Annotated in this window: 17 protein-coding genes and 5 pseudogenes; 12 read left to right on the forward strand and 10 right to left on the reverse strand. The window is 41.7% G+C overall.

Translation table 11 applies throughout. The annotated features are described in order from the left end of the window. Nucleotides 1-59: 59 nt before the first annotated feature. The 7 genes and pseudogenes from AC1IR0_RS13400 to AC1IR0_RS13430 all read right to left on the reverse strand — a co-directional run. Entirely contained in the window at nucleotides 60-332 is a 273-nt protein-coding gene (locus AC1IR0_RS13400; protein ID WP_479741472.1) for a hypothetical protein, read from the reverse strand. Beyond that, on the reverse strand, nucleotides 329-1,888 hold the full coding sequence (locus AC1IR0_RS13405) for a PepSY-associated TM helix domain-containing protein (RefSeq protein WP_479741473.1): 1,560 nt from the start codon (nucleotides 1,886-1,888) through the stop codon (nucleotides 329-331). Before AC1IR0_RS13405 ends, AC1IR0_RS13400 begins: the two co-directional genes overlap by 4 nt. Nucleotides 1,889-1,891: 3 nt before the next feature. Next, nucleotides 1,892-2,173 carry a hypothetical protein gene (locus tag AC1IR0_RS13410; RefSeq protein WP_071321188.1) on the reverse strand — a complete coding sequence of 94 codons (282 nt, stop codon included), beginning with the start codon at nucleotides 2,171-2,173 and terminating at the stop codon, nucleotides 1,892-1,894. Nucleotides 2,174-2,215: 42 nt separating this feature from the next. Continuing rightward, complete coding sequence (locus AC1IR0_RS13415; RefSeq protein ID WP_479741475.1) at nucleotides 2,216-2,827, reverse strand: hypothetical protein; 612 nt, start codon at nucleotides 2,825-2,827, stop codon at nucleotides 2,216-2,218. Nucleotides 2,828-2,898: 71 nt separating this feature from the next. Next, nucleotides 2,899-5,055, reverse strand: a complete 2,157-nt coding sequence (locus AC1IR0_RS13420; RefSeq protein WP_479741477.1) for a TonB-dependent siderophore receptor — start codon at nucleotides 5,053-5,055, stop codon at nucleotides 2,899-2,901. 306 nt (nucleotides 5,056-5,361) lie between these two features. Next, nucleotides 5,362-5,772: pseudogene (locus AC1IR0_RS13425) on the reverse strand (transposase); the annotation flags it as partial. After that, nucleotides 5,762-6,292, reverse strand: a pseudogene (locus tag AC1IR0_RS13430) (TolC family protein); the annotation flags it as partial. The pseudogenes AC1IR0_RS13430 and AC1IR0_RS13425, both read right to left, overlap by 11 nt. Between AC1IR0_RS13430 and AC1IR0_RS13435 the strand changes: the two are divergent. The 7 genes and pseudogenes from AC1IR0_RS13435 to bioD all read left to right on the forward strand — a co-directional run. Further along, nucleotides 6,281-6,889 (forward strand): annotated as a pseudogene (locus AC1IR0_RS13435) (IS982 family transposase); the annotation flags it as partial. The pseudogenes AC1IR0_RS13430 and AC1IR0_RS13435 overlap by 12 nt on opposite strands. Nucleotides 6,890-7,037: 148 nt before the next feature. Further along, nucleotides 7,038-8,027, forward strand: coding sequence for a biotin synthase BioB (bioB, locus tag AC1IR0_RS13440; protein ID WP_005093784.1), 990 nt, complete (start codon nucleotides 7,038-7,040; stop codon nucleotides 8,025-8,027). A 66-nt stretch (nucleotides 8,028-8,093) separates the two neighbouring features. Then, a complete protein-coding gene (locus AC1IR0_RS13445; RefSeq protein ID WP_479741478.1) occupies nucleotides 8,094-8,804 on the forward strand; it encodes an alpha/beta hydrolase family protein in 711 nt (236 codons plus the stop codon). An 88-nt stretch (nucleotides 8,805-8,892) separates the two neighbouring features. Then, complete coding sequence (gene bioA, locus AC1IR0_RS13450) at nucleotides 8,893-10,173, forward strand: adenosylmethionine--8-amino-7-oxononanoate transaminase (protein WP_253145822.1); 1,281 nt, start codon at nucleotides 8,893-8,895, stop codon at nucleotides 10,171-10,173. After that, nucleotides 10,170-11,339: an 8-amino-7-oxononanoate synthase gene (locus tag AC1IR0_RS13455; RefSeq protein WP_004647805.1), complete on the forward strand. Its 1,170-nt coding sequence runs from the start codon at nucleotides 10,170-10,172 to the stop codon at nucleotides 11,337-11,339. The genes bioA and AC1IR0_RS13455 overlap by 4 nt, the downstream gene beginning before the upstream one ends. Beyond that, nucleotides 11,306-12,091: a malonyl-ACP O-methyltransferase BioC gene (bioC, locus tag AC1IR0_RS13460; protein ID WP_479741480.1), complete on the forward strand. Its 786-nt coding sequence runs from the start codon at nucleotides 11,306-11,308 to the stop codon at nucleotides 12,089-12,091. The genes AC1IR0_RS13455 and bioC overlap by 34 nt, the downstream gene beginning before the upstream one ends. Continuing rightward, on the forward strand, nucleotides 12,088-12,753 hold the full coding sequence (gene bioD / locus AC1IR0_RS13465; protein WP_004282154.1) for a dethiobiotin synthase: 666 nt from the start codon (nucleotides 12,088-12,090) through the stop codon (nucleotides 12,751-12,753). The genes bioC and bioD overlap by 4 nt, the downstream gene beginning before the upstream one ends. Before the next feature lie 421 nt (nucleotides 12,754-13,174). Here bioD and AC1IR0_RS13470 read toward each other — a convergent pair whose 3' ends face one another. Together AC1IR0_RS13470 and AC1IR0_RS13475 are read right to left on the reverse strand one after the other, a co-directional pair. Next, the gene (locus AC1IR0_RS13470; protein ID WP_004282152.1) at nucleotides 13,175-13,516 is read right to left on the reverse strand and encodes a histidine kinase dimerization/phospho-acceptor domain-containing protein; all 342 of its coding nucleotides are present in this window, start codon (nucleotides 13,514-13,516) and stop codon (nucleotides 13,175-13,177) included. Between the two features lie 189 nt (nucleotides 13,517-13,705). After that, complete coding sequence (locus AC1IR0_RS13475; protein WP_479741481.1) at nucleotides 13,706-13,939, reverse strand: hypothetical protein; 234 nt, start codon at nucleotides 13,937-13,939, stop codon at nucleotides 13,706-13,708. Between the two features lie 288 nt (nucleotides 13,940-14,227). On the opposite strand from AC1IR0_RS13475, the gene AC1IR0_RS13480 reads away from it, so the two are divergent. The 4 genes from AC1IR0_RS13480 to lldD all read left to right on the forward strand — a co-directional run bounded on the left by AC1IR0_RS13480 (nucleotide 14,228) and on the right by lldD (nucleotide 18,179). Further along, entirely contained in the window at nucleotides 14,228-14,380 is a 153-nt protein-coding gene (locus AC1IR0_RS13480; protein ID WP_373886141.1) for a hypothetical protein, read from the forward strand. 224 nt (nucleotides 14,381-14,604) lie between these two features. Further along, nucleotides 14,605-16,269, forward strand: a complete 1,665-nt coding sequence (gene lldP / locus AC1IR0_RS13485) for an L-lactate permease (RefSeq protein ID WP_004282148.1) — start codon at nucleotides 14,605-14,607, stop codon at nucleotides 16,267-16,269. A 17-nt stretch (nucleotides 16,270-16,286) separates the two neighbouring features. Next, entirely contained in the window at nucleotides 16,287-17,030 is a 744-nt protein-coding gene (lldR, locus tag AC1IR0_RS13490; RefSeq protein ID WP_004282146.1) for a transcriptional regulator LldR, read from the forward strand. Between the two features lie 3 nt (nucleotides 17,031-17,033). Continuing rightward, nucleotides 17,034-18,179 (forward strand): FMN-dependent L-lactate dehydrogenase LldD, encoded by a 1,146-nt coding sequence (gene lldD / locus AC1IR0_RS13495; protein WP_004282143.1) that lies wholly within the window; start codon nucleotides 17,034-17,036, stop codon nucleotides 18,177-18,179. Nucleotides 18,180-18,532: 353 nt separating this feature from the next. On the opposite strand, the pseudogene AC1IR0_RS13500 reads toward lldD, so the two are convergent. Continuing rightward, nucleotides 18,533-18,682, reverse strand: a pseudogene (locus AC1IR0_RS13500) (VF530 family DNA-binding protein); the annotation flags it as partial. A gap of 328 nt (nucleotides 18,683-19,010) precedes the next feature. Between AC1IR0_RS13500 and fruB the strand changes: the two are divergent. Beyond that, nucleotides 19,011-20,139, forward strand: a pseudogene (fruB, locus tag AC1IR0_RS13505) (fused PTS fructose transporter subunit IIA/HPr protein); the annotation flags it as partial. Nucleotides 20,140-20,147 lie beyond the last annotated feature (8 nt).

The raw sequence follows: 20,147 nt of genomic DNA on the forward strand, positions 1-20,147 counted from the left end.
ATAGAGGGCATGTAAGTAGCGCACTAGGCTGTTTACTACTTTCTGATTTTAAATAAATACTAAAATGCTTTATTCATTTTTAAGATAAAGATAAAAAGTACAGGGCTTAGAAATACCCATAGAGCCACAAAGCTAATACTGGAGCTAAACCGGGTCCGTAATAAAACCATTACGACGAATAAGAAAATACCTGCAGCGAACTTAGTGTACGTAGGAAAATTCGCTAAAAAAGCGTACCGAGATTTTCGGGTTTTTACGATCTGCTTTTCACTCACCGCATAAAAACCAAAACAGCTTAGCCATAAAAGAACGGTTACTGCGATCCATATCATGTGGAAGACTCCTGCTGCGCAGATTTTAGTTTGGCCTGAATTTTATTGACCGCCTTTTGCTGAATGGGCGTAATTTTCTGGTGTAAAAAGAGGGCAAGCAGTGCCAAGCTCCACAACATCAGATCGATTCGCAGAAATGGCCAGTAAGTTGTAAAAGAATCAATATAATCATGGAAAATGAGATAATAAATATTGATCAGCGGCAGCATAAAAGCAGTACCAATCAGGATTTTAAGCTGAATTTTCCATAAATATTGCTGCGGTGTTAAACATGCCAGAATGAAACTGCCGAGCCAAATACTGAAAAAACTATAAATCTCATAATTTGGTGCACCTACAGGGATGCTGATAAAACGATTCGCATAGAGATAAGCCAGCATGGCAATCGGCAAGCCAAGTATCATGGTGATATTCAAGCGGTTCACCAAATAATGTCCGAGATGAAACCGCACTGATTTTTTCTGCATCTGGCGTTTCAGACTCCACAGCAGCAGACCGGAGGCAATCATGGTGCAGCCCAATATGCCAGAGAAAAACAATCCTAAACGTAAAGCAGGTTCAGCAAAACGTGCCATATGCAAACCATACATGCCGGCATTGAGTGTGGCAATTGCACTTTCATTGCGTGTACTTTCAAGCAGTTTTCCGGTAGCTGCATTTAAAATAAGCTGTGCCTGATTTCGGGTAATGGAATGATCTTGGAGTTGGGTTAATGTTATTTGTGCCAGCTGGGTATTGGGCTGCTTGACCGTGATATTGTCAAATTCCGCATATCCCCAGTGTTGCTGTGCCGTGGTGATAAAATGTTGAATTGGCAGCATCTGGGTTTTCACAGGAACTGAGGGGGTGGCTGATGTATTGATTGTGCGAATTTCTTCAAAATATTGAAAGGGATTGTCTGGATAAAGTTTTTTCATACCGGAAGGCAGCACGATATAAAAGAAAATCGCCAACCCGGTAAATGTCATGGTCAAAAAGAACGGCAGAGCAATCACTGAACTGACATTATGAAAATCCAGATAAGAGCGCTGTCCTTTAAAGGCTCTTAAGGTAAAAAAGTCTGTCAGGATTTTTTTATGGGTAATGATTCCTGAAATCAGAGTCAATAACATGATAAAGGCAGCAATCGTCACAATCAGCCGACCAATGGTGTAGGGCATACCATAGAGCTGAAAATGAAAATTATAGAAAAAATCTCCCCCTTGGGTGGCCGAGAGGTTTAATTCTTTTCCTGTCGAAGCATCCAGGGTTTTGACTTCATAGCCACCATCCGCTTTTTGCCAGTAGACTTTATTCACCGGTGAGTCTTGATTGGCGACTCCGATATACCAGTTTTGGGCGTCCGGTGCATGCTGCTGTAAATAGCTGTAAGCAGATTTTAAGGCAGTTTCCTGATTGACTTGCATTGTGGCAAATTCAGGCTGCATCCATAGACTGATTTCATGTCGGTAATAGGTGACCGCGCCTGTTAAAAAGATCGCAAAGAGTAACCAGCCAAAGCTTAAACCCAGCCATGAATGTAAACATGCCATGGATTGACGGACAGATTTATGCATGGTTTAACCTATGAAGCGGGAGAAGAGAAATAAAATAAGTAAAGGAATCAGGCTATAGATAGAAAGCTTTTTTAAACTTTGGATACAGAAGATTCCAATCACAAAACAAACATAAAAAATCAGGGCAGTAAATGCAGCCAAATAGACAGACTCAGCTTTAGGCAAATAAGCTTGTAAAAAGTAAGCCAGATCGAGTGCGATTAAATAACTGCACAAGTAGCCAATGCCAAAGGTCATGCCTAAGCGATAGAGAATGGCAAGTGGCTGCACTACAACAGACATCATATTTGGCCTTGAATAAATCTATACTGATGAAAATCTAAAAACTTAATAAACAAAACTTAAAGTCGTGACCAGATACTGTTTTTTATAGGCCTGCTGATTCAATTTTCCTGCCTTGTCTGCTTCTTTGCCGACTTCAATAACATATTGACCTTTCCATGGCGTGGCGATCGTAATCTGGCCTTGGCCGTTGGTGGTGTATTTTTTTAGCCAAAATTGCGGGGAGAAGACTGTGACTTCAGTATCCACAGCAGGTTTACCCTGATACAGCACCGTGAATGTATGGCTGTTGATTTGGGTAGGGACAATATCCAGTTCGGACTCAGCTTGCAGGTTCTGTCTACCTGCTTTGGCATGATAGCTCAGCAATGATTCGCCATAGATCAGTTCATGACTAAGTTGGACATCGGTCTGGCCTTGGGTCGCATAGACCAAATGATCCTGTTGCATTTGAGGACTAAATGTTTTTTTGGCCTGAATGGCCTTTGCTTGATTAAAAGACTTCAAGGCACCTTGCTGCGTTTCTTTAAGCTGTTCACTATATTCACCAAAGAACGCATGAGTCTGCTTATCTGTATCACGTTCCAGCCAAAGCATATGCGCCTGAGCTGAAAGTGTCATAGACAGTCCGAGGGTCAGAGCGATCATTTTTTTCATTTGTTTTACCTGTTTTTGTGTATGTAGTGATGATTTAGCCCTGAACATGTCGTCAAGGCTAAGTTTGAAAATCAGTATTTAAATTTCACAGCAACGCTGTAATTTGCTGGTGCACCATAAAAACCTTGCTGATTCGGGAAATTGAACAGATATTTTTCATTGGTCAGGTTATTACCATTGGCTTGCAAGGTCATATGCTCATTCAGCTCATAGCTGGCCATTAAGTTCACGAGCGCATAAGCATTCTGCTCAATGATTCCAGCTTTCTGGGTAATCACTCCATTGGCGGTTGCTTCAGGCACATCTAGATAGGTCTGATCTTGCCACTGCACACCAAGGCCCAGTTTCAGTTTTGGAAGTTGCGGCACCTGATAGGTAGTTAAAAGATTAAAAGACTGGGTTGGATTGAAGGTACGCGCATCACCGCCATTGATCAGATCTTTCAGGCTAAACTGGGTATAACCAAAGCTTAAGTTTAAATGGTCGCTCAGTTGTCCCGCCAAGCCGAACTCGTAGCCTTGGGAACGCAGGTCACTGACCTGAGTTGTGCGTAAAGTCGGGATACCATCAGAATCACGAAGCGGATAATTACTTTGCTCCGTTCTGAACACAGCCATGGTGGCGGTAAGCTTGTCATCTAGCCAAGAACCTTTGACTCCGACTTCATAGCTTTCACCTTCGATCGGTTTGTTAATGCTGCCATCATCTGCTTTGGTGGTTTGCGGACGGAAAATCGAGGTATAACTCAGGTAACCTGTATATTCAGGGCTAAAGTTATAGGTCAGACCGGCATAGGGTAAAACTTTATCTTCATCATAAATGGTGTCGGTCCCATAACTGCTACCACTGCTTTCAGCCTGAACGTAGTTCGCACCTAAAAGCAGTTTCAGATCATCATTCAGATGCAGTCGGGTCGCAGCATAAAGGCTCTGGTTCTTCTGCCGGATATGCATTTCACCACTGGTTTTCGACATATCCCAGCTTGGTTCTTCGGGTGTAAAGCTGGCTAAATCTGTGGTCAGCGGATTGACAAAGCTGCCAGCATAACCCAATTCATCCAGACGATTTTTGGCCCAGACATAGCCCAATGAGGCTTCATGGCGTTGTCCCCAAAGCGGATAGGTGCCGCTAAAACTCAGGCTGGCTTGTTGTTCTTTATTGTCATCAATATACATGCCTGGGTAGAGGAAGATGCCTGAAGTGCCATTTGCGCCAGGTTTGCCGGACAGAAACAAGAGCTTTGAATCGCGTTGTGTACGTTTTTCATCATAGGTCAGTTTGGCTGTCCAGTCGCCACCCAGTTTTTGTTCAAGCTCGGCAAAGTAACTTTTAATATTGCTATCCCAGTGGGCCCAGCTTGGACTGTAATTATAATTCCGTGAGTAACTGAGCTGCTCGCCTTCAGTATTGATCAGTGGATTAGAACCCCAATTGACACCATTCGGCTTGTGATTGGTTTCGGTATAGCCAGCAGTCAATAGAGTTGTGTCAGTAATATCTGCCTCCACAACAGCACCTATGCCGTTTTTTTCCAGTTCATAACGATCCAGATAACTGTCGCCTGTTTGTTGATAGCCAAATACACGACCTCTGACTTTTCCATCCTGGGTGAGAGGAGAGGATATATCTGCTTCATAGCGCTGCGTATTCCATGAGCCATAACTGGCATTAAAGGCTGTTTGAAGGTCGGATGTCGGGCGTTTGCGAATCATATTAATAGTTGCGCCGGGATCGCCAATTCCATTATTTAAGGCATTCGCGCCTTTCACCACTTCGATACGGTCAAACAAAAAACTGTCTGGATTATCATTATTATAATTATAGCCTTCGAGTGGAATACCAACGCCATCGACTAAAACATTTGAAATCTCGAAACCTCGGGCAAGGTAGGAGGTCCGTTCCGTTTCCTGATTGCTGACGATAATGCCAGGGGTATTGCGCAGTACGTCCCGGGTATTATCCAAGGCAAAGTCATCCAGTTGCTGGCGGGTAAGGACATTGACTGTTTGCGGCGTTTCCTTGAGTGGAATATTCAGTTTTGAGGCGGTTGACGAGTTTTGGATGATATAGGCTTTACTCTGTTCAGAGCTGAGCTCACTCTGTTCTGATTCCGCTGTAACGGTAATCGTCGGTAATTGCTGAGTATCATCGGCAAAACTTTGTTGTGTAACTAAAATCGAAAAACTGAGTAAAGATAGTTTAAATGATGAAGGAACGGTAGAAGACATTTTAGTTAATGTAAATGATAATAATTATCACTAATTTTATTGTTTAATATCTCTTAAAGCAATCTCAATATAATAGGAAATCCAAATGAAAAATGAGTTAATGATAGGTAAATCTACAAATAAAAGTTTAATGTAAGAAGTAGGGAACAATAAAATATCACTGTTAAAAAAAGATGTTATTACCTTACTTTTGTGCTCCTGAACCAATTTGTTTATATACTGCACTATAAATTTTCAAATCCTCAATCTGGAGTGACTTTGTTGCATAAAGGCTTCAGAGATAGATCTTTTCTAAGTTACTCGAATTCAAGTGACAACTTGGGTATGAGGTCGACCTAATTCCGTTAATTTATCGCCTAATAATTTAATGCAATACATTTTGGTTTTGACCAAACTTCGCCGATGATAGCCTGACCATTTCTTCCATAGTGTCCTGCCTAAACATTTAACGGTTCGAAGTAATTCATCTCGCTCTTGCGAATGAACTTTTGTAGTTTTCTAAGGCTTTGCATTTTTTCTGGAGGGAACTACCGCATATGCTTACCGGTCTGCAATGACTTGACGGCATTGCTTGGTGTTATAAGCCTCGTCTGTATAAACTGAATCAATCTGTTCATCCAACGGAATTTGATCAAGTAACTCCCCAAGGATTCGTGAATCACTCACATTATTCGTTGTGAGCTGAACTGCTCGTATTTGAAGAGTTTTAGCATCTATAGTGGGTATTGGTATGTTGAATGTAGTTCAGAAATTCTGTAATCGAGCCATGGCTTTGTAATAGGGTGGCCAGTGACATCACATATTTGTAGGCATTCAAGGCAGTTTCAGCTCGTAGTCCGCTCAGCATATTTTGTGCATCGATGACCTGTGTGGCGGTGCCCATATCTTCTTTAAAAGACAATTCTTGGATGCGTAAATTTTCCTGTGCGGCTTTCAAGTTTTGTGCCAGAAGTGCATCACTTTGCTGTGCACTGAGTGCTTCGCTATAAGATTTATAAATCAGATTTTCAATTTCTTGCTGGGTGCGTGCAGTGAGTAATTCTGTAGCAGAGCGTTTGAGTTCGGCAGCCTGAATATTCTTGTTTTTATCGATCCCGGAAAACAGGTTATAGCGTGCGGCAACTCCGACAATCCAGTTTTCATTTTGATCCAGACTATATTCGCCAAAAGCAAAAACATTCGGTTTTTTTGCCGCTTGCTGGGCTTTCACATTGGCTTGAGCCAATTGGGTATGCATGAATTAGCTCTACATGCTTTACATGTGGCACTGATGAAAGGCCAAGGTACACAATATTTATGGATTGATTCAACAACTCTGCCAATTTGTAAAAATCAACGTATTTAGCGTCATAAATCATTAATCCAAATTGCATCACATGGTAGAAGCTCAATGGGCTGGTTTTATGGCTGTAAATTACGTATTGCGATGAATCAATTTGGTGAAATTGCCTGTTCTGCTTTATCGAATGGACATGTTGCTAATATAAAAATGGTTGAGCAATTGGTTGCTGGTATAGAAGCAAAACTTTACGGGGATCGAGGTTACATCAGCCAAGAATTAAAAATTAGATTGAAAGATCAAGGTATTGATTTAATTACTTATCATCGGAAGAATATGCAGGCTATTCAACTCTGTGCATCAGATAAATATCACTTAAGACAACGCAATAAAATAGAAATATTATTCGGCTTATTGAAGGGGCAATACAATTTAGTGACGAGTAAAGCACGTAGTCTTCATGGATTTCTGCGTGGAATTTACGCCTCACTATGTGCATATCAATTAACCCATCGAAATAAGCCAACAATTCAAATTAAGGAATCATCGGCTTAAGCAGGATTCGGGTTAAATAAGCTTTCAAAAATAGCTTGATACACTAAAGCTATTTTAAGCAGGCAATGAATATGAAAGAAAACGTTAAAGAAAAATAAAAAAAACAGCGTATGATTTACTCAATGGAATTTTAGATGATGCAGACAAGATGATCCGTAATGATTGGTCACGTGCCGAAATACAAGAAATTTATGACTTGCCTTTAATGGATTTACTGTTTCAGGCACAGCAAATTCATCGCCAAAACTTTGAACCGAATACTGTTCAGGTCAGTACTCTGCTTTCAATTAAAACGGGCCGTTGTCCGGAAGATTGTAAATACTGTTCGCAATCTGCACATTACGATACTGATCTGGAAATTGAAAAACGCGTAGAAGTACAAAAGGCGATTGCTGAAGCCAAACAGGCCAAAGCTTCCGGTTCGACCCGTTTCTGCATGGGCGCAGCATGGCGTAATCCGCATGAACGCGATATGCCGTATGTGCTGGAACTGGTGCAGGAAGTCAAGAAACTGGGCATGGAAACCTGTATGACTCTAGGAATGCTGAATGCCTCACAAGCGGAACGTCTGAAAGATGCAGGGCTAGATTATTATAACCACAACCTTGATACCTCACGTGAATATTATGCCAATGTCATCAGTACACGTAGCTTTGATGACCGCTTAAATACGCTTGATCATGTACGTGATGCCGGAATTAATGTCTGTAGTGGCGGTATTGTCGGCTTGGGCGAAGGCGTACAAGACCGGGTCGGTTTGTTGTTTGAACTAGCGACTATGCCGATTCACCCGGGTTCGGTGCCCATAAATATGTTGGTTCCTATTGAAGGCACACCACTGGCCGATGTTGAAAAACTGGATGTGATTGACTGGATTCGTACTATTGCGGTAGCACGGATTATTATGCCGAAGAGTTATATCCGCTTGTCGGCAGGTCGTGAATCTCTCTCTGACTCTGATCAGGCACTGGCATTTATGGCTGGAGCTAACTCATTATTTTCAGGTGATAAATTGCTTACTGCCCCGAACAGTGGTGAAGGTAAAGACAAAGCCTTGTTTGCTAAATTAGGCTTAAAAGCTGAAGCTGCCAAGAAAACAGCTAAAGAATTGGCTGTAGATGCGATGCAACCTGCTTAATTAATCGTGTAACAAACAGGGATCATTTCAACTTGAATTGGTCCCTTTTTTATTGGAACAGACAAAATGAAGATACTGATGATTACGGGTTGGGGGCTAGGAACAGCGGTCTTAACCCCGTTTGTAGAACAGTTGCGGCAGCAGCATCAAATTAAAGTATGGGATATTTTCGATCCTAACGTAGAAAGTCTTTTGGCCGAAAAAGTTAGGCAGGCGAGTTCTTTTGATGTCTTGATGGGATGGTCTTTGGGTGGACAGTTGGCACTTTTGCTGGCTAATGAAATCCAGCAACAATTGAAAATTGCCAAGCCAGTGATTTGCTGTATGTCAAATCCCTGTTTCGTGGCCAACGAAGCATGGCCACAGGCAATGCCAGTTGAACAATATACACAATTTAAATCCTCCATACTGGCTGATCCAAAACGCGGGATGCAGCGCTTCTGTACCTTAGTCACTTTAGCTGGCGCAGCAGCGCGTGAACGTGCAAAATTACTGCACCAACAGTTAAATAGTATTGATTTAAACTATCAGGTTAAGCATCTTTATCTATTGCAGCAATTAAATCTAGTGGATATCTTAAAAAATCATTCAGTCAAGATGTTATTTATATTTTCCGAGAATGATATGTTGGTTCCTTACAAAGTTAGTCAAGAATCTGTGTTTTTAACAACCCAAAATCTGAATTTGGTAAAAATACAGGGCACGCACGATGCCATCCTTTTTGATACCAAGTTACTCGTTGAGCCAATTTTAAAATTTTTAGCCGATCTGACTTAAGCAAAAAGAGATTGGTAGCTCTTGACGTTTCATTTTCAGATTTAACGCGCTAAGATCAGTTTTAGTTTTAATAATTGGGGTAAATTCTGTGCAGGACGCTTTTGATCAACAGCATATTTGGCATCCTTATACCTCCATGACACAACCCTTGCCATGTTACAAAGTTAAAGCTGCAAATGGTGCAGTCATTGAACTTGAAGATGGTACCCAGCTGATTGATGGCATGTCGTCCTGGTGGTGCACAATTCACGGTTATAATCATTCTGAACTCAATCAGGCCGTAACAAAACAATTAGAGTCGATGTCACATATCATGTTTGGTGGTTTGACTCATCAGCCTGCGATTGATGTGTCTAAACTGCTACTTGAGATCACGGCGCCTGAACTGGATAAAATTTTCTTTGCCGATTCCGGCTCGGTCGCGGTTGAGGTGGCGTTGAAAATGGCTGTGCAATATTGGAATGCACGTCAGCAACCACAAAAAACTAACTTTGTTACCACACGCTCTGGCTATCATGGCGACACCTGGAATGCCATGTCGGTTTGTGATCCTGTAACTGGTATGCATCAAATTTTTGGTTCGAGTTTGCCGAACCGTTTATTTGTTCCGGCACCTCAAAGCCGTTTTGATGGGGCATGGCAACCCGAAGATATACAGCCACTTGAGCACCTGCTGGTACAGCAGCATCAACAGATTGCTGCCATGATCATTGAGCCGATTGTGCAAGGTGCAGGCGGGATGCGTTTCTATCATCCAGAATATTTAAAGCAAGCTAAGTTGTTGTGTGAAAAGTACGATGTACTGCTGATTTTAGATGAAATTGCCACCGGTTTTGGCCGCACTGGAAAACTATTTGCTTATGAACACGCTCAGGTCACACCAGACATTATGTGTATCGGTAAGGCATTGACTGGTGGTTATATGACCTTGTCAGCGACCTTAACCACTCGCCATGTAGCAGAGACGATTTCAAGTGGTGAAGCGGGTGTGTTCATGCATGGCCCAACTTTTATGGCTAATCCGTTGGCCTGTGCGGTCGCATTAAAAAGTACCCAGCTGTTACTGGCTCAAGACTGGCAGACGCGTATTCAACAGATTGAAAGGACACTAGAACAATATTTACTGGATTTAAAATCCTTGGCACAAGTCAAAGATGTGCGTGTCCTCGGCGCAATTGGCGTGGTTGAGCTACATCAAACTATTGATTTGGCGCGTTTTCAGGCTGAATGTGTATGCCGTGGCGTCTGGATTCGTCCTTTTGGCCGTCTGGTCTATGTCATGCCGCCATATGTAATTTCAACACAGCAACTTGAAACTTTATTAAAGCATATGCGGGAGATGATTCAGCAGATAGAGGCAGTAGCATGAACCATCTTGACCATTTCCAGCAGCAGCTAGATGACTTGAAACAGCAAGGGCAATATCGCCAGTTTAAGTCCAATATTTCTAGCCAGCCACGATTGCAACTCAATGGCCAAGAGATGCTGAATCTGGCATCCAATGACTATTTAGGTCTGGCATCCAACTTAACGCTACGTGAAGAATTTTTTGACCTCACGCCGATGTCTGAGCGATATATGAGTTCAAGCTCTTCACGTTTACTGACAGGAAACTTTCCCAATTTTGAACAACTTGAAGCACAGATGTCACAGGCTTTTGGACGTTCAGTACTGCTGTTTAATAGTGGTTATCACATGAATATCGGGATTCTTCCTGCGCTCAGTAATGCTAAAACCATGATCATTGCTGACAAACTGGTACATGCCAGTATTATCGACGGGATTCGTTTATCTAAAGCTGGCTATGTGCGTTACCGCCATAATGACCTGCAGCATTTGACTCAGTTTTTAGAAAAATATCAGTCAGATGAATCTATCCAGCGCATCATTGTGGTAACTGAATCAATTTTCAGTATGGATGGGGATGAAACAGATTTAGCTGCTTTGGTGGCATTAAAACAGCAGTTTGCAAAAGTCATGCTTTATGTCGATGAGGCACATGCAATTGGTGTGCGCGGTGAACGTGGATTGGGCTGCGCAGAACAGTATCAAGTATTGGATCAAATTGATTTCCTAGTCGGTACCTTTGGCAAGGCTTTGGCTTCAGTTGGTGGTTATCTGGTCTGTGCGCCAGTGATTCGTGACTATCTGATCAATAGCATGCGACCTTTAATTTTTAGTACCGCCCAGCCGCCACTATGTATGGCCTGGACTAGATTTATTTTTCAGAAGGTAGAGCAGCTTCAGGCAGAACGAGTACATTTGGCAGCATTGGCTGTACGCTGTCAGCAGGGCATTCAAGACTTGGGATATCACTGTCCGTCAACCTCGCAAATTGTGCCGGTACTGATTGGTGAGGCAAAACGCACCATTCAGGCGACTGAAATTATGCAACAGCAGGGGTTTTATGTGCTGCCAGTACGTCCGCCAACGGTTCCTGCCAACACCTCCAGACTCAGAATTTCCCTGAACCAGAACATTTCTGCGGATGAGCTGGACGCATGTCTGCAGGTGCTGAGGAATTTACCGCGATGAACAGCAAACAGATTGCCCAGCGTTTTGCTCAGGCAAATCTCAGTTATGAACAGCATGCGCTGGTACAAAGTACCGTAGCTGCAGAGTTGATGCATTTCATGCAGCAGCATGTGGCACAACCACATTTGCAACGGGTATTGGAAATTGGCTGCGGTTCAGGATTGTTTACCCGGCTTTTTATGCAGCATTATAGCTTTGATCATTTATTTTTAAATGACCTATATGTCGAAGTGAAGCAGCACTTCCCGGAATCTAATCGGCTTTTGTGGGAGATTGGTAATATTGAAACCTTGCCACTGCCTCAGTCTCTGGACATGGTGTTGTCTTGTTCTGCATTGCAATGGATCTCGGATTTAAAAGCATTATTGCTCAACATTGCGCAGGCCTTAAATCCCTCTGGGCATCTGTGTTTTGCCAGTTATACTGACAATAATTTAAAGGAAATTAAGGCACTGACCGGACAGGGCTTGGATTATCTGCCTTTAGCGGAGGTTTGTGAACTGCTTGAATCCTTAGGCTTTGACATTCTGCTGCAGACAGAAGAACAGATGACCTTGCATTTTGAGCATCCGAAACAGGTGTTACAGCATATCAAAGCCACTGGTGTACAGGCGACGGCACAGGGGTTTCGGTGGACAAAATCGTCCTTACAGGATTTTTATACCGGCTATCGACAATTCCAAGACCCTGAAAGCAAACAGTATGCACTGACCTATCATCCGGTTTATGTCATTGCACGGAAGACAGTATGAGCGCACAGATTTATTTTGTCAGCGGCATTGATACCGCAATTGGTAAAACCTTTACTACTGGTTTTCTGGCCAAAAATTGGAATGAGCAGGGCATTCGTACCATAACCCAAAAGCTGATCCAGACCGGAAATGTCGATATATCAGAAGATATCGAACAGCATCGTGCAATTATGGGTTGTGGATTGTTACCGGAAGACCAGCAAAAACTGACCATGCCGGAAATTTTTACGTATCCGGCTTCACCGCATCTTGCTGCGCGGCTGGATGGGCGAGCCATTAACTTTGAACAGATTCATCAGGCTACCGAACAGCTGGCTGCGGCCTACGACTGTATTTTGCTGGAAGGTGCCGGTGGTCTGATGGTGCCCTTAACCGAAGAGTTCCTGACTATTGATTATATTCAGACACATAATTATCCGGTGATTCTCGTCACTTCAGGGCGTTTGGGTAGTATTAATCATACCTTGCTGAGTCTTGAGTTGTTAAAACTCCGCGGGGTTCAATTATATGCCATTGCTTTTAATCATGCAGATAACTCCAAAGATCCCTTGATCGCTGAAGATACCATTGCTTATTTAAAACAGTATTTGCAGCGTGATTTTGCTGATACGACATGGGTTGATATTCCAGCTTTAAATTTAGCCCTGTCTTCTCATAAGTAAGTGATCCGCTTGCAGCGAGGCTGATGTGAATGCTTAAATATTGAGGTTGCGCCACTGTAAATTGAATCTGATAGCCATATTTGTTTAACACCATTTTCATCAAATATAAGTCTAGCCCATGCCCATTTTGCTAGGGAGATTTATGCCAGAAACGCTGTCCCAAGTATGCATATCTTCAACCTTTGATTATCATTATGAATGATCAGCACACATGCAGCATAGCAATTGAAATGGTGTTTGCCTGTGCATGCAATAGAGCATTGTTAAGTAGGTTTTTAAAGACGGTATCTAGTTCAAAATCGGGTAGGGCAATTCGGGTCAGGCTCGGTCAGTCAATTGTTAAACTGGGTTCAATTTCCGGATAAAGCGACTGTAAATCGGCAATCACCTGAGTCAGGAGCCGTGCAATTTCAATACTGTACTAGATATCACTCAGTACTTGATCGGTAGAGGAAAGTGCTAGAAGCTGTTCCAGTAGCTGGGTACATCGGCGGATACCAAGGTGTACCTGCTGCAAGCTCTGTTGCAATTTTGGCGAGCTTGCCTGTTGTTCTGCCATCAGTTGTGCAAGCTGAATATGAGTTTTGATCGCGGTTAAAGGACTACGCAATTCATGGGCGGCGTATGAACTAAATACTTTTTCATTTTCCGGATTTTGATGCAGTTTATGTATTAAGTGCTTAGAGTTTTGGGCAAAGGACTGTACCTTGGAAGGCATTACTTTGGCATCTAAGGTTTTTAAATAGTGAGTAGCATCATTCACTGATAAATTTGGCTGACTTAAAAGGTTGAAACTTCATCTAAGGCTTTAAGCTCTCGACGAATAATCAAAACGATTAAGTCTATACATAGCAATAAAGACAAAATTATTGGTATTAATACCGATTATAAAATCTTTTTGAGCAATTATCCACGTAGGAACATCCGCTCTGCTACCACCACTTGAATATCCTCACGACGTAACACATAACTGAGCCTCACCTTGTTGCTTTGTACTAAAGCCAACTACTTGGTGGCTTAAATCTTTTGGTGCACCTCGGGTTTTTGCTACCACATGCTGAACGACACTGACGTCAGAGCTAAATAAAGACACTTTATAGGCAATCAACTGCTCTTGATTGGTGGAATGAAGTTGTTGGGCTAGTACATTTTCATCCAAGTTTTGCATCGGCAGTTGTTGAGTCAATCGAGCGACCATTGGATGGCTGAATCAAACCAAATTGATATATTTCCTTGACTGAGCAAGGCTTTATTGTAGGTAGATCAACTGGTTGTACGATAGATCTTGAGTGCAGACCTCTTCATTTAGAAATTATATTCCCTAAGAAGCTTTCAGTGGTAGGTTTGTGCAACAAAGCCTCTTGCAAATAAAGGCTATCAAGGGATTTATACATTGTATCCAAATAGTTTATGGCCATTAAAAGCAAAAAAGCACTAAAAACCAGATCTCGAGCTAAAACTTTATAACCAAGAAATCAATAAAAGAAGAATTGGGATTGAACAGGTATTTGGAACTTTGAAAACCTTCAAAATCCTTGCCGAGCGATATCGCAACCCTGGCAAAAGACTAGGATTAAGATTTAATTTAATTGTGGGAATCCATAATTTTGAGCTGAGTAAAAAGTGAATTATGAAAGAAATCTAATGTATAAAATTTTAAGAGATTATAAAAATTGGTCATACCAAAAAATAAATTAAATCTTTTATATTGTGTTTTTGGGCTAATATTACTAATATCGCCAATACAAAATGCACATTTTATCTCTTAAACACTAAATTGGTCATACCAATTTAGTGTTTAAGTACAATAAACTGTTCAATCTAGTAGTTAAGCATTTCAAGGAGTAGACAATGCTTCAACAGTGGCAACAAATTTATGATCCTATAGGCAATATCTGGATTTCGAGTGCTATTGCGCTAGTTCCAATTATTTTCTTTTTTTTAGCGTTAGCTATTTTTCGCATGAAGGGTAGTGTAGCCGCTACAATTACCGTTTTTTTAGCCTTTCTGGTCTCATTATTTTTATACAAAATGCCAATTGGAATGGCATTAGCATCAATGGTCTATGGATTCTTCTACGGCCTGTGGCCAATTGCATGGATTATTATCGGTGCAGTTTTTATATATAAGATTTCAGTAAAAACAGGACAGTTTGATGTTATTCGTTCGTCTATTCTGTCAATTACAGAAGATCAACGTCTGCAAATGCTATTAGTTGGGTTTGCTTTTGGTACGTTTTTAGAAGGTGCGGCAGGTTTTGGTGCGCCCGTCGCAATTACTGCGGCACTGTTGGTGGGACTCGGCTTTAAGCCTTTATATGCGGCTGGGCTATGCCTGATAGTTAATACTGCACCTGTTGCTTTTGGTGCAATGGGAATTCCGATCATTGTCGCTGGGCAGGTTTCAGGTGTTGACACCATGGAAATCAGTCAAATGGTTGGTCGTCAGTTACCCTTTATGGTGCCAATTGTATTGATCTGGATCATGGCAATCATGGATGGTTGGCGTGGGGTTAAAGAAACTTGGCCTGCTATTTTAGTTGCCAGCTTATCTTTTTCTTTAGCGCAATATCTAACATCAAATTTTGTTGGGCCTGAGTTACCCGATATCACTGCTGCAATTGCATCATTAATCAGTTTAACTATCTTGCTTAAGTATTGGAAACCAAAACATATTTTTCTTTTTGAGGACAAAAATATACAGGTAGATGAAACTATTATCAAGCAAGCTCGTAAACAATATAGTGTGGCACAGATAGCCAAAGCCTGGTCTCCATTTCTGATACTTACAGCAATGGTGACGATCTGGAGCATCAAACCTTTTAAAGATTTATTTGTTAAGGACGGCCCATTAAGTGATTTAGTAGTTTCAATTAAAGTGCCGTATTTGCATCAATTGATTCAAAAGCTACCACCTGTCGTGCCTGAAATTAAAGATTATGATGCGATTTATAAGTTTGATTGGTTATCAGCAACGGGTACGGCGATTATATTGGCGGCATTGATCACGATTATTTATTTAAACATGAAACCTAAAGAGGCAGTTTCGACATTCTTTGAAACCGTGAATGAACTAAAAACCCCAATTTATTCGATTGGTATGGTACTGGCTTTTGCGTTCATTGCAAACTATTCAGGTCTGTCAGCGACGCTTGCTTTAGCACTGGCACATACGGGTCAGGCTTTCACGTTCTTCTCACCATTCTTGGGTTGGGTTGGAGTGTTTCTTACAGGTTCAGATACTTCAGCTAACGCATTGTTTTCAGCGTTACAAGCAACTACAGCACAGCAAATCGGTGTGCCTGAAGTCTTGTTAGTTGCTGCCAATACCAGTGGTGGAGTAACAGGTAAGATGATTTCCCCTCAATCAATCGCGATTGCTTGTGCAGCAGTGGGTTTAGTTGGTAAAGAATCTGATTTATTTAGATTTACAGTAAAACACAGCATTATCTTTACGGTGATGATTGGTATTATTGTGACCTTACAAGCTTATGTTTTCCCGTGGATGATTCCGTAAACGGGTCAAGGAAAAAAATGAAAGTCTCCGACAAAGTGGTACAGCGTTTACGTCTATTGATTGAAAAAAATAATGTGCAAGTCGGAGAGCGATTGCCTGCTGAACGCCAACTCTGTGAACAGTTAGGTGTGTCTCGTAGCTCTTTACGTGAGGCGATTCAACAACTGATTACCGCAGGGATTATTCAGAGCAAAGCGGGTGCAGGCACCTATTTAAAGCAGTTGCCTGCACATTGGTCACAGTATCAAATCGTTGAGCCATTATCCGGTTTGATGGATCAGGATCCTGAATATCGTTTTGATGTACAAGAAGCTCGTATGGTGCTTGAAGGTGGTACAGCATGGTATGCCGCACAACGTGCCACACCCAGTGATTTGATCAATATTCGTCAATGTTTTGAGCAGATTAGCCATTTTCAGGCTTTAGGTGATGATGCCCACGCAGCAATAGCGGATGCGAATTTTCATCTGGCGATTGCAGAAGCATCCCACAATCTAGTGCTGATCCAAATGATGCGTAGTTTGTTTGATTTATTGCAAGACAACGTGATGTTAGGGCGACGTAAAGTTTACACCACACCACAACATTTTGAACAATTGCATGACCAGCATTTTGAGGTGATGGACGCAATTGAACGTCAAGACTCAGAGACTGCACGTAAGGCAGCTTGTGGGCATATTGAATTTGTTGTTCAACGCGTACGTATGATCGATGAAGAAGAAGCTCGTCGTCAACGTTCGAGTCGATTAAATAGGACATAAGTTATGATTATTTCTTCTGCAAATGACTATCGTGAAGCTGCGAAACGTCGTTTACCGCCATTTTTATTTGAATACATCGATGGTGGTGCCTATGCGGAATATACTTTAAAGCGTAATGTAGACGATTTATCAAAAATCGCTTTACGTCAACGTGTGTTAAATGACATGTCTGAGCTGAGCTTAGAAACGCAATTGTTTGGTGAAAATTTGGCGTTGCCAGTGGCATTGTCACCTGTAGGTCTAACGGGTATGTATGCGCGTCGTGGCGAAGTTCAAGCCGCGGTTGCCGCAGATAAAAAGGGCATTCCATTTACCTTATCAACAGTTTCAGTTTGTCCAATTGAAGAGGTGGCACCTGCGATTCAACGTCCGATGTGGTTTCAACTGTATGTACTACGTGACCGTGGTTTTATGAAAAATGCCTTGGAACGTGCTAAAGCCGCAGGCTGTTCTACCTTAGTATTCACAGTCGATATGCCTGTTCCAGGTGCGCGTTATCGTGATGCACATTCAGGAATGAGTGGTAAAAATGCTGCAATACGTCGTTATATGCAATCGTGTATGCACCCACACTGGGCTTGGAATGTCGGTTTATTGGGTCGTCCGCATGATTTGGGTAACATTTCGAAATATTTAGGTAAGCCGACAGGTCTGGAAGATTATATCGGTTGGCTGGGAAATAACTTTGACCCTTCAATTTCTTGGAAAGATCTTGAGTGGATTCGTGATTATTGGGAGGGTCCCATGGTTATTAAGGGGATTTTAGATCCTGAGGATGCCAAGGATGCGGTACGTTTCGGAGCAGATGGAATTGTGGTCTCCAATCACGGTGGTCGTCAGCTTGATGGTGTTTTGTCTTCTGCTCGTGCGCTTCCTTCAATTGCAAGTGCGGTCAAAGGTGACATCAAAATTTTAGCAGATTCAGGGATTCGTAACGGTCTTGATGTGGTACGTATGTTGGCTATGGGTGCAGATATTTGTATGCTTGGTCGTGCATTTGTATACGCACTTGGTGCTGCCGGCGGTTCTGGGGTAAGTAATTTACTAGATTTGATTGAGAAAGAAATGCGTGTGGCAATGACATTGACTGGTGCAAGAACCATTGCAGATATTACATCGGATTGCCTGGTCAAACTAGAGAAAGAGTAAGCGATTTAATTACTCACATTACTAAGGCTTTGCCAACTTTCCTTTGGAAAAAGAGATTCTTATCTAAATAATTTGGGTAAACAAAGCTTCCTTTTGAAAAAAACCAACCTTGGTAAGAGTCACCAACATAAAATACACTAAATAACATAATTGGTATGTTAGTAAACTCTATATATAACAGTTATATAGAGTTTTTATTTTGTGTGGTGTAATTTAATGTAGGGTGGGGTAATTTGATTTTTGGGCACTAATTTATTGTGATAATCAACAATAATAACCAACATACATATGCTTAATCTAAAGGTATTTTACTGACTGGTATAATTTTATGATGAGAGGGGTGTTGCCTGGGGCTACGGTTTCTGTTTTGCTTTTTGACGTAACACGTACAAATATAAGCTTTCTACTTTTTCACGTGCCTAGGGTGTGGTACGCAAGAATCGCAATGATGATTTAACACTTGGATCTATGCAAAAACATCTAACTTCAATTTTACGACTTAAACTGAACCGTACCGGGTTTGTCGGAGACCAAACTTTCTGAGATGAGACGCATTGCTTCGCAAGACGTAGCGAAGCGTAGTGATCCGATGAAAAACCTAAATATACCCCTGAAATCAGAGATAGAGCGGTTCAATTAGAACTAAACCCAACTATCGCAACACTAGGCTTTGGAGAATCTCGTCGTTTCTTAATTGCGTCGTAATAATGATTATCAAGATAAAATCAAAATATACAGATTTTTGTGTAAATCCTGAGTAGAATTCGACTTTTATTTTTTCTCCAGTAAAAAGGCATAGCTTTTCACTATGCTATTTTGCAAGGACGCTTTATGCTCGCGCTAGATATACAACATATTCGAATGAAACAACACGCCACTGATAAAGCACAAGCGTTGCAATGTCTAGTCGATATCTTGGTCGAAGACCAATTGGTTACCCCTGATTATATTCATGGGTTGACCGTGCGCGAACAACAAAGTGCAACGTATTTAGGGCAAGGAATTGCCATTCCGCATGGGACGCCTCAGTCTCGCCAATGTATTTTAAAAACTGGTATTCGTCTGGCACACTTTCCTGAAGGAGTTGTTTGGGACGGGGAAAATAAAATTTATTTAGCAGTGGTGATTGCTGCGAAATCAGATGAGCATTTGCAAGTCTTACAAATTTTGACGCGAGCTTTAATTAATGATGTCGCTGATCAAGTGAAACAGGCTCAATCTGCAGAGCAAATTATTGCATTATTACAAGCCCAACCCGCATCTTTGGCATTGCATGAAAATTTAATCGCCACTCAAGTTCCTGCACTAGATGTAGAGGATTTAATTTGGCAGGCAACACAGTTGCTGAAACAGCAAAAAATGGTGGAGTGTGGTTTTCTGTCGGGTTTAAACCTAAACAGCATGATTCATTTAGGGGAGGGGGTCTGGTCGATCACTTCAAACCAGCATGTTTTGAGCCCAGCTGTAAGTTTGGTAAAAGCGGAACAGGTTTTAAGCCATCAGCAGGAAATGCTCAAGACTTTGGTGTGTATTGCCAGTAATGAGCAACTGGATATGCAACGGTTTCAACGGTTAATGGATATTTTGTTTGATACTGAACAAGTCCATACCATTAACCAAGAGCAAGATAGTCACCAGTTGGCGCAGTTAATTGGTGCTGAACTGATTCCTGATTGGCCATCTCGTCGTATTGTCTTAGCTAATGCTCATGGTCTACATGCGCGTCCTGCGACATACTTGGTCAATATGACCAAGAAATTTGCAGGGGATATTCTCGTTGCTGTAGATGAGGGGGCTTACGTTTCGGCAAAAAGTTTAACCAAATTATTAGCCATGGGATGTCGTCGTGGTCAAACTCTGACTTTTATTGCACAACCTGATACTGATGCTGTAGCAGGCTTAGAACAGATTATTGATGCAGTTCAACAGGGCTTAGGAGAAGAGGTTGAAGCTGTTGATCTTGTATCT

The organism is Acinetobacter sp. 129952 (assembly GCF_056642055.1).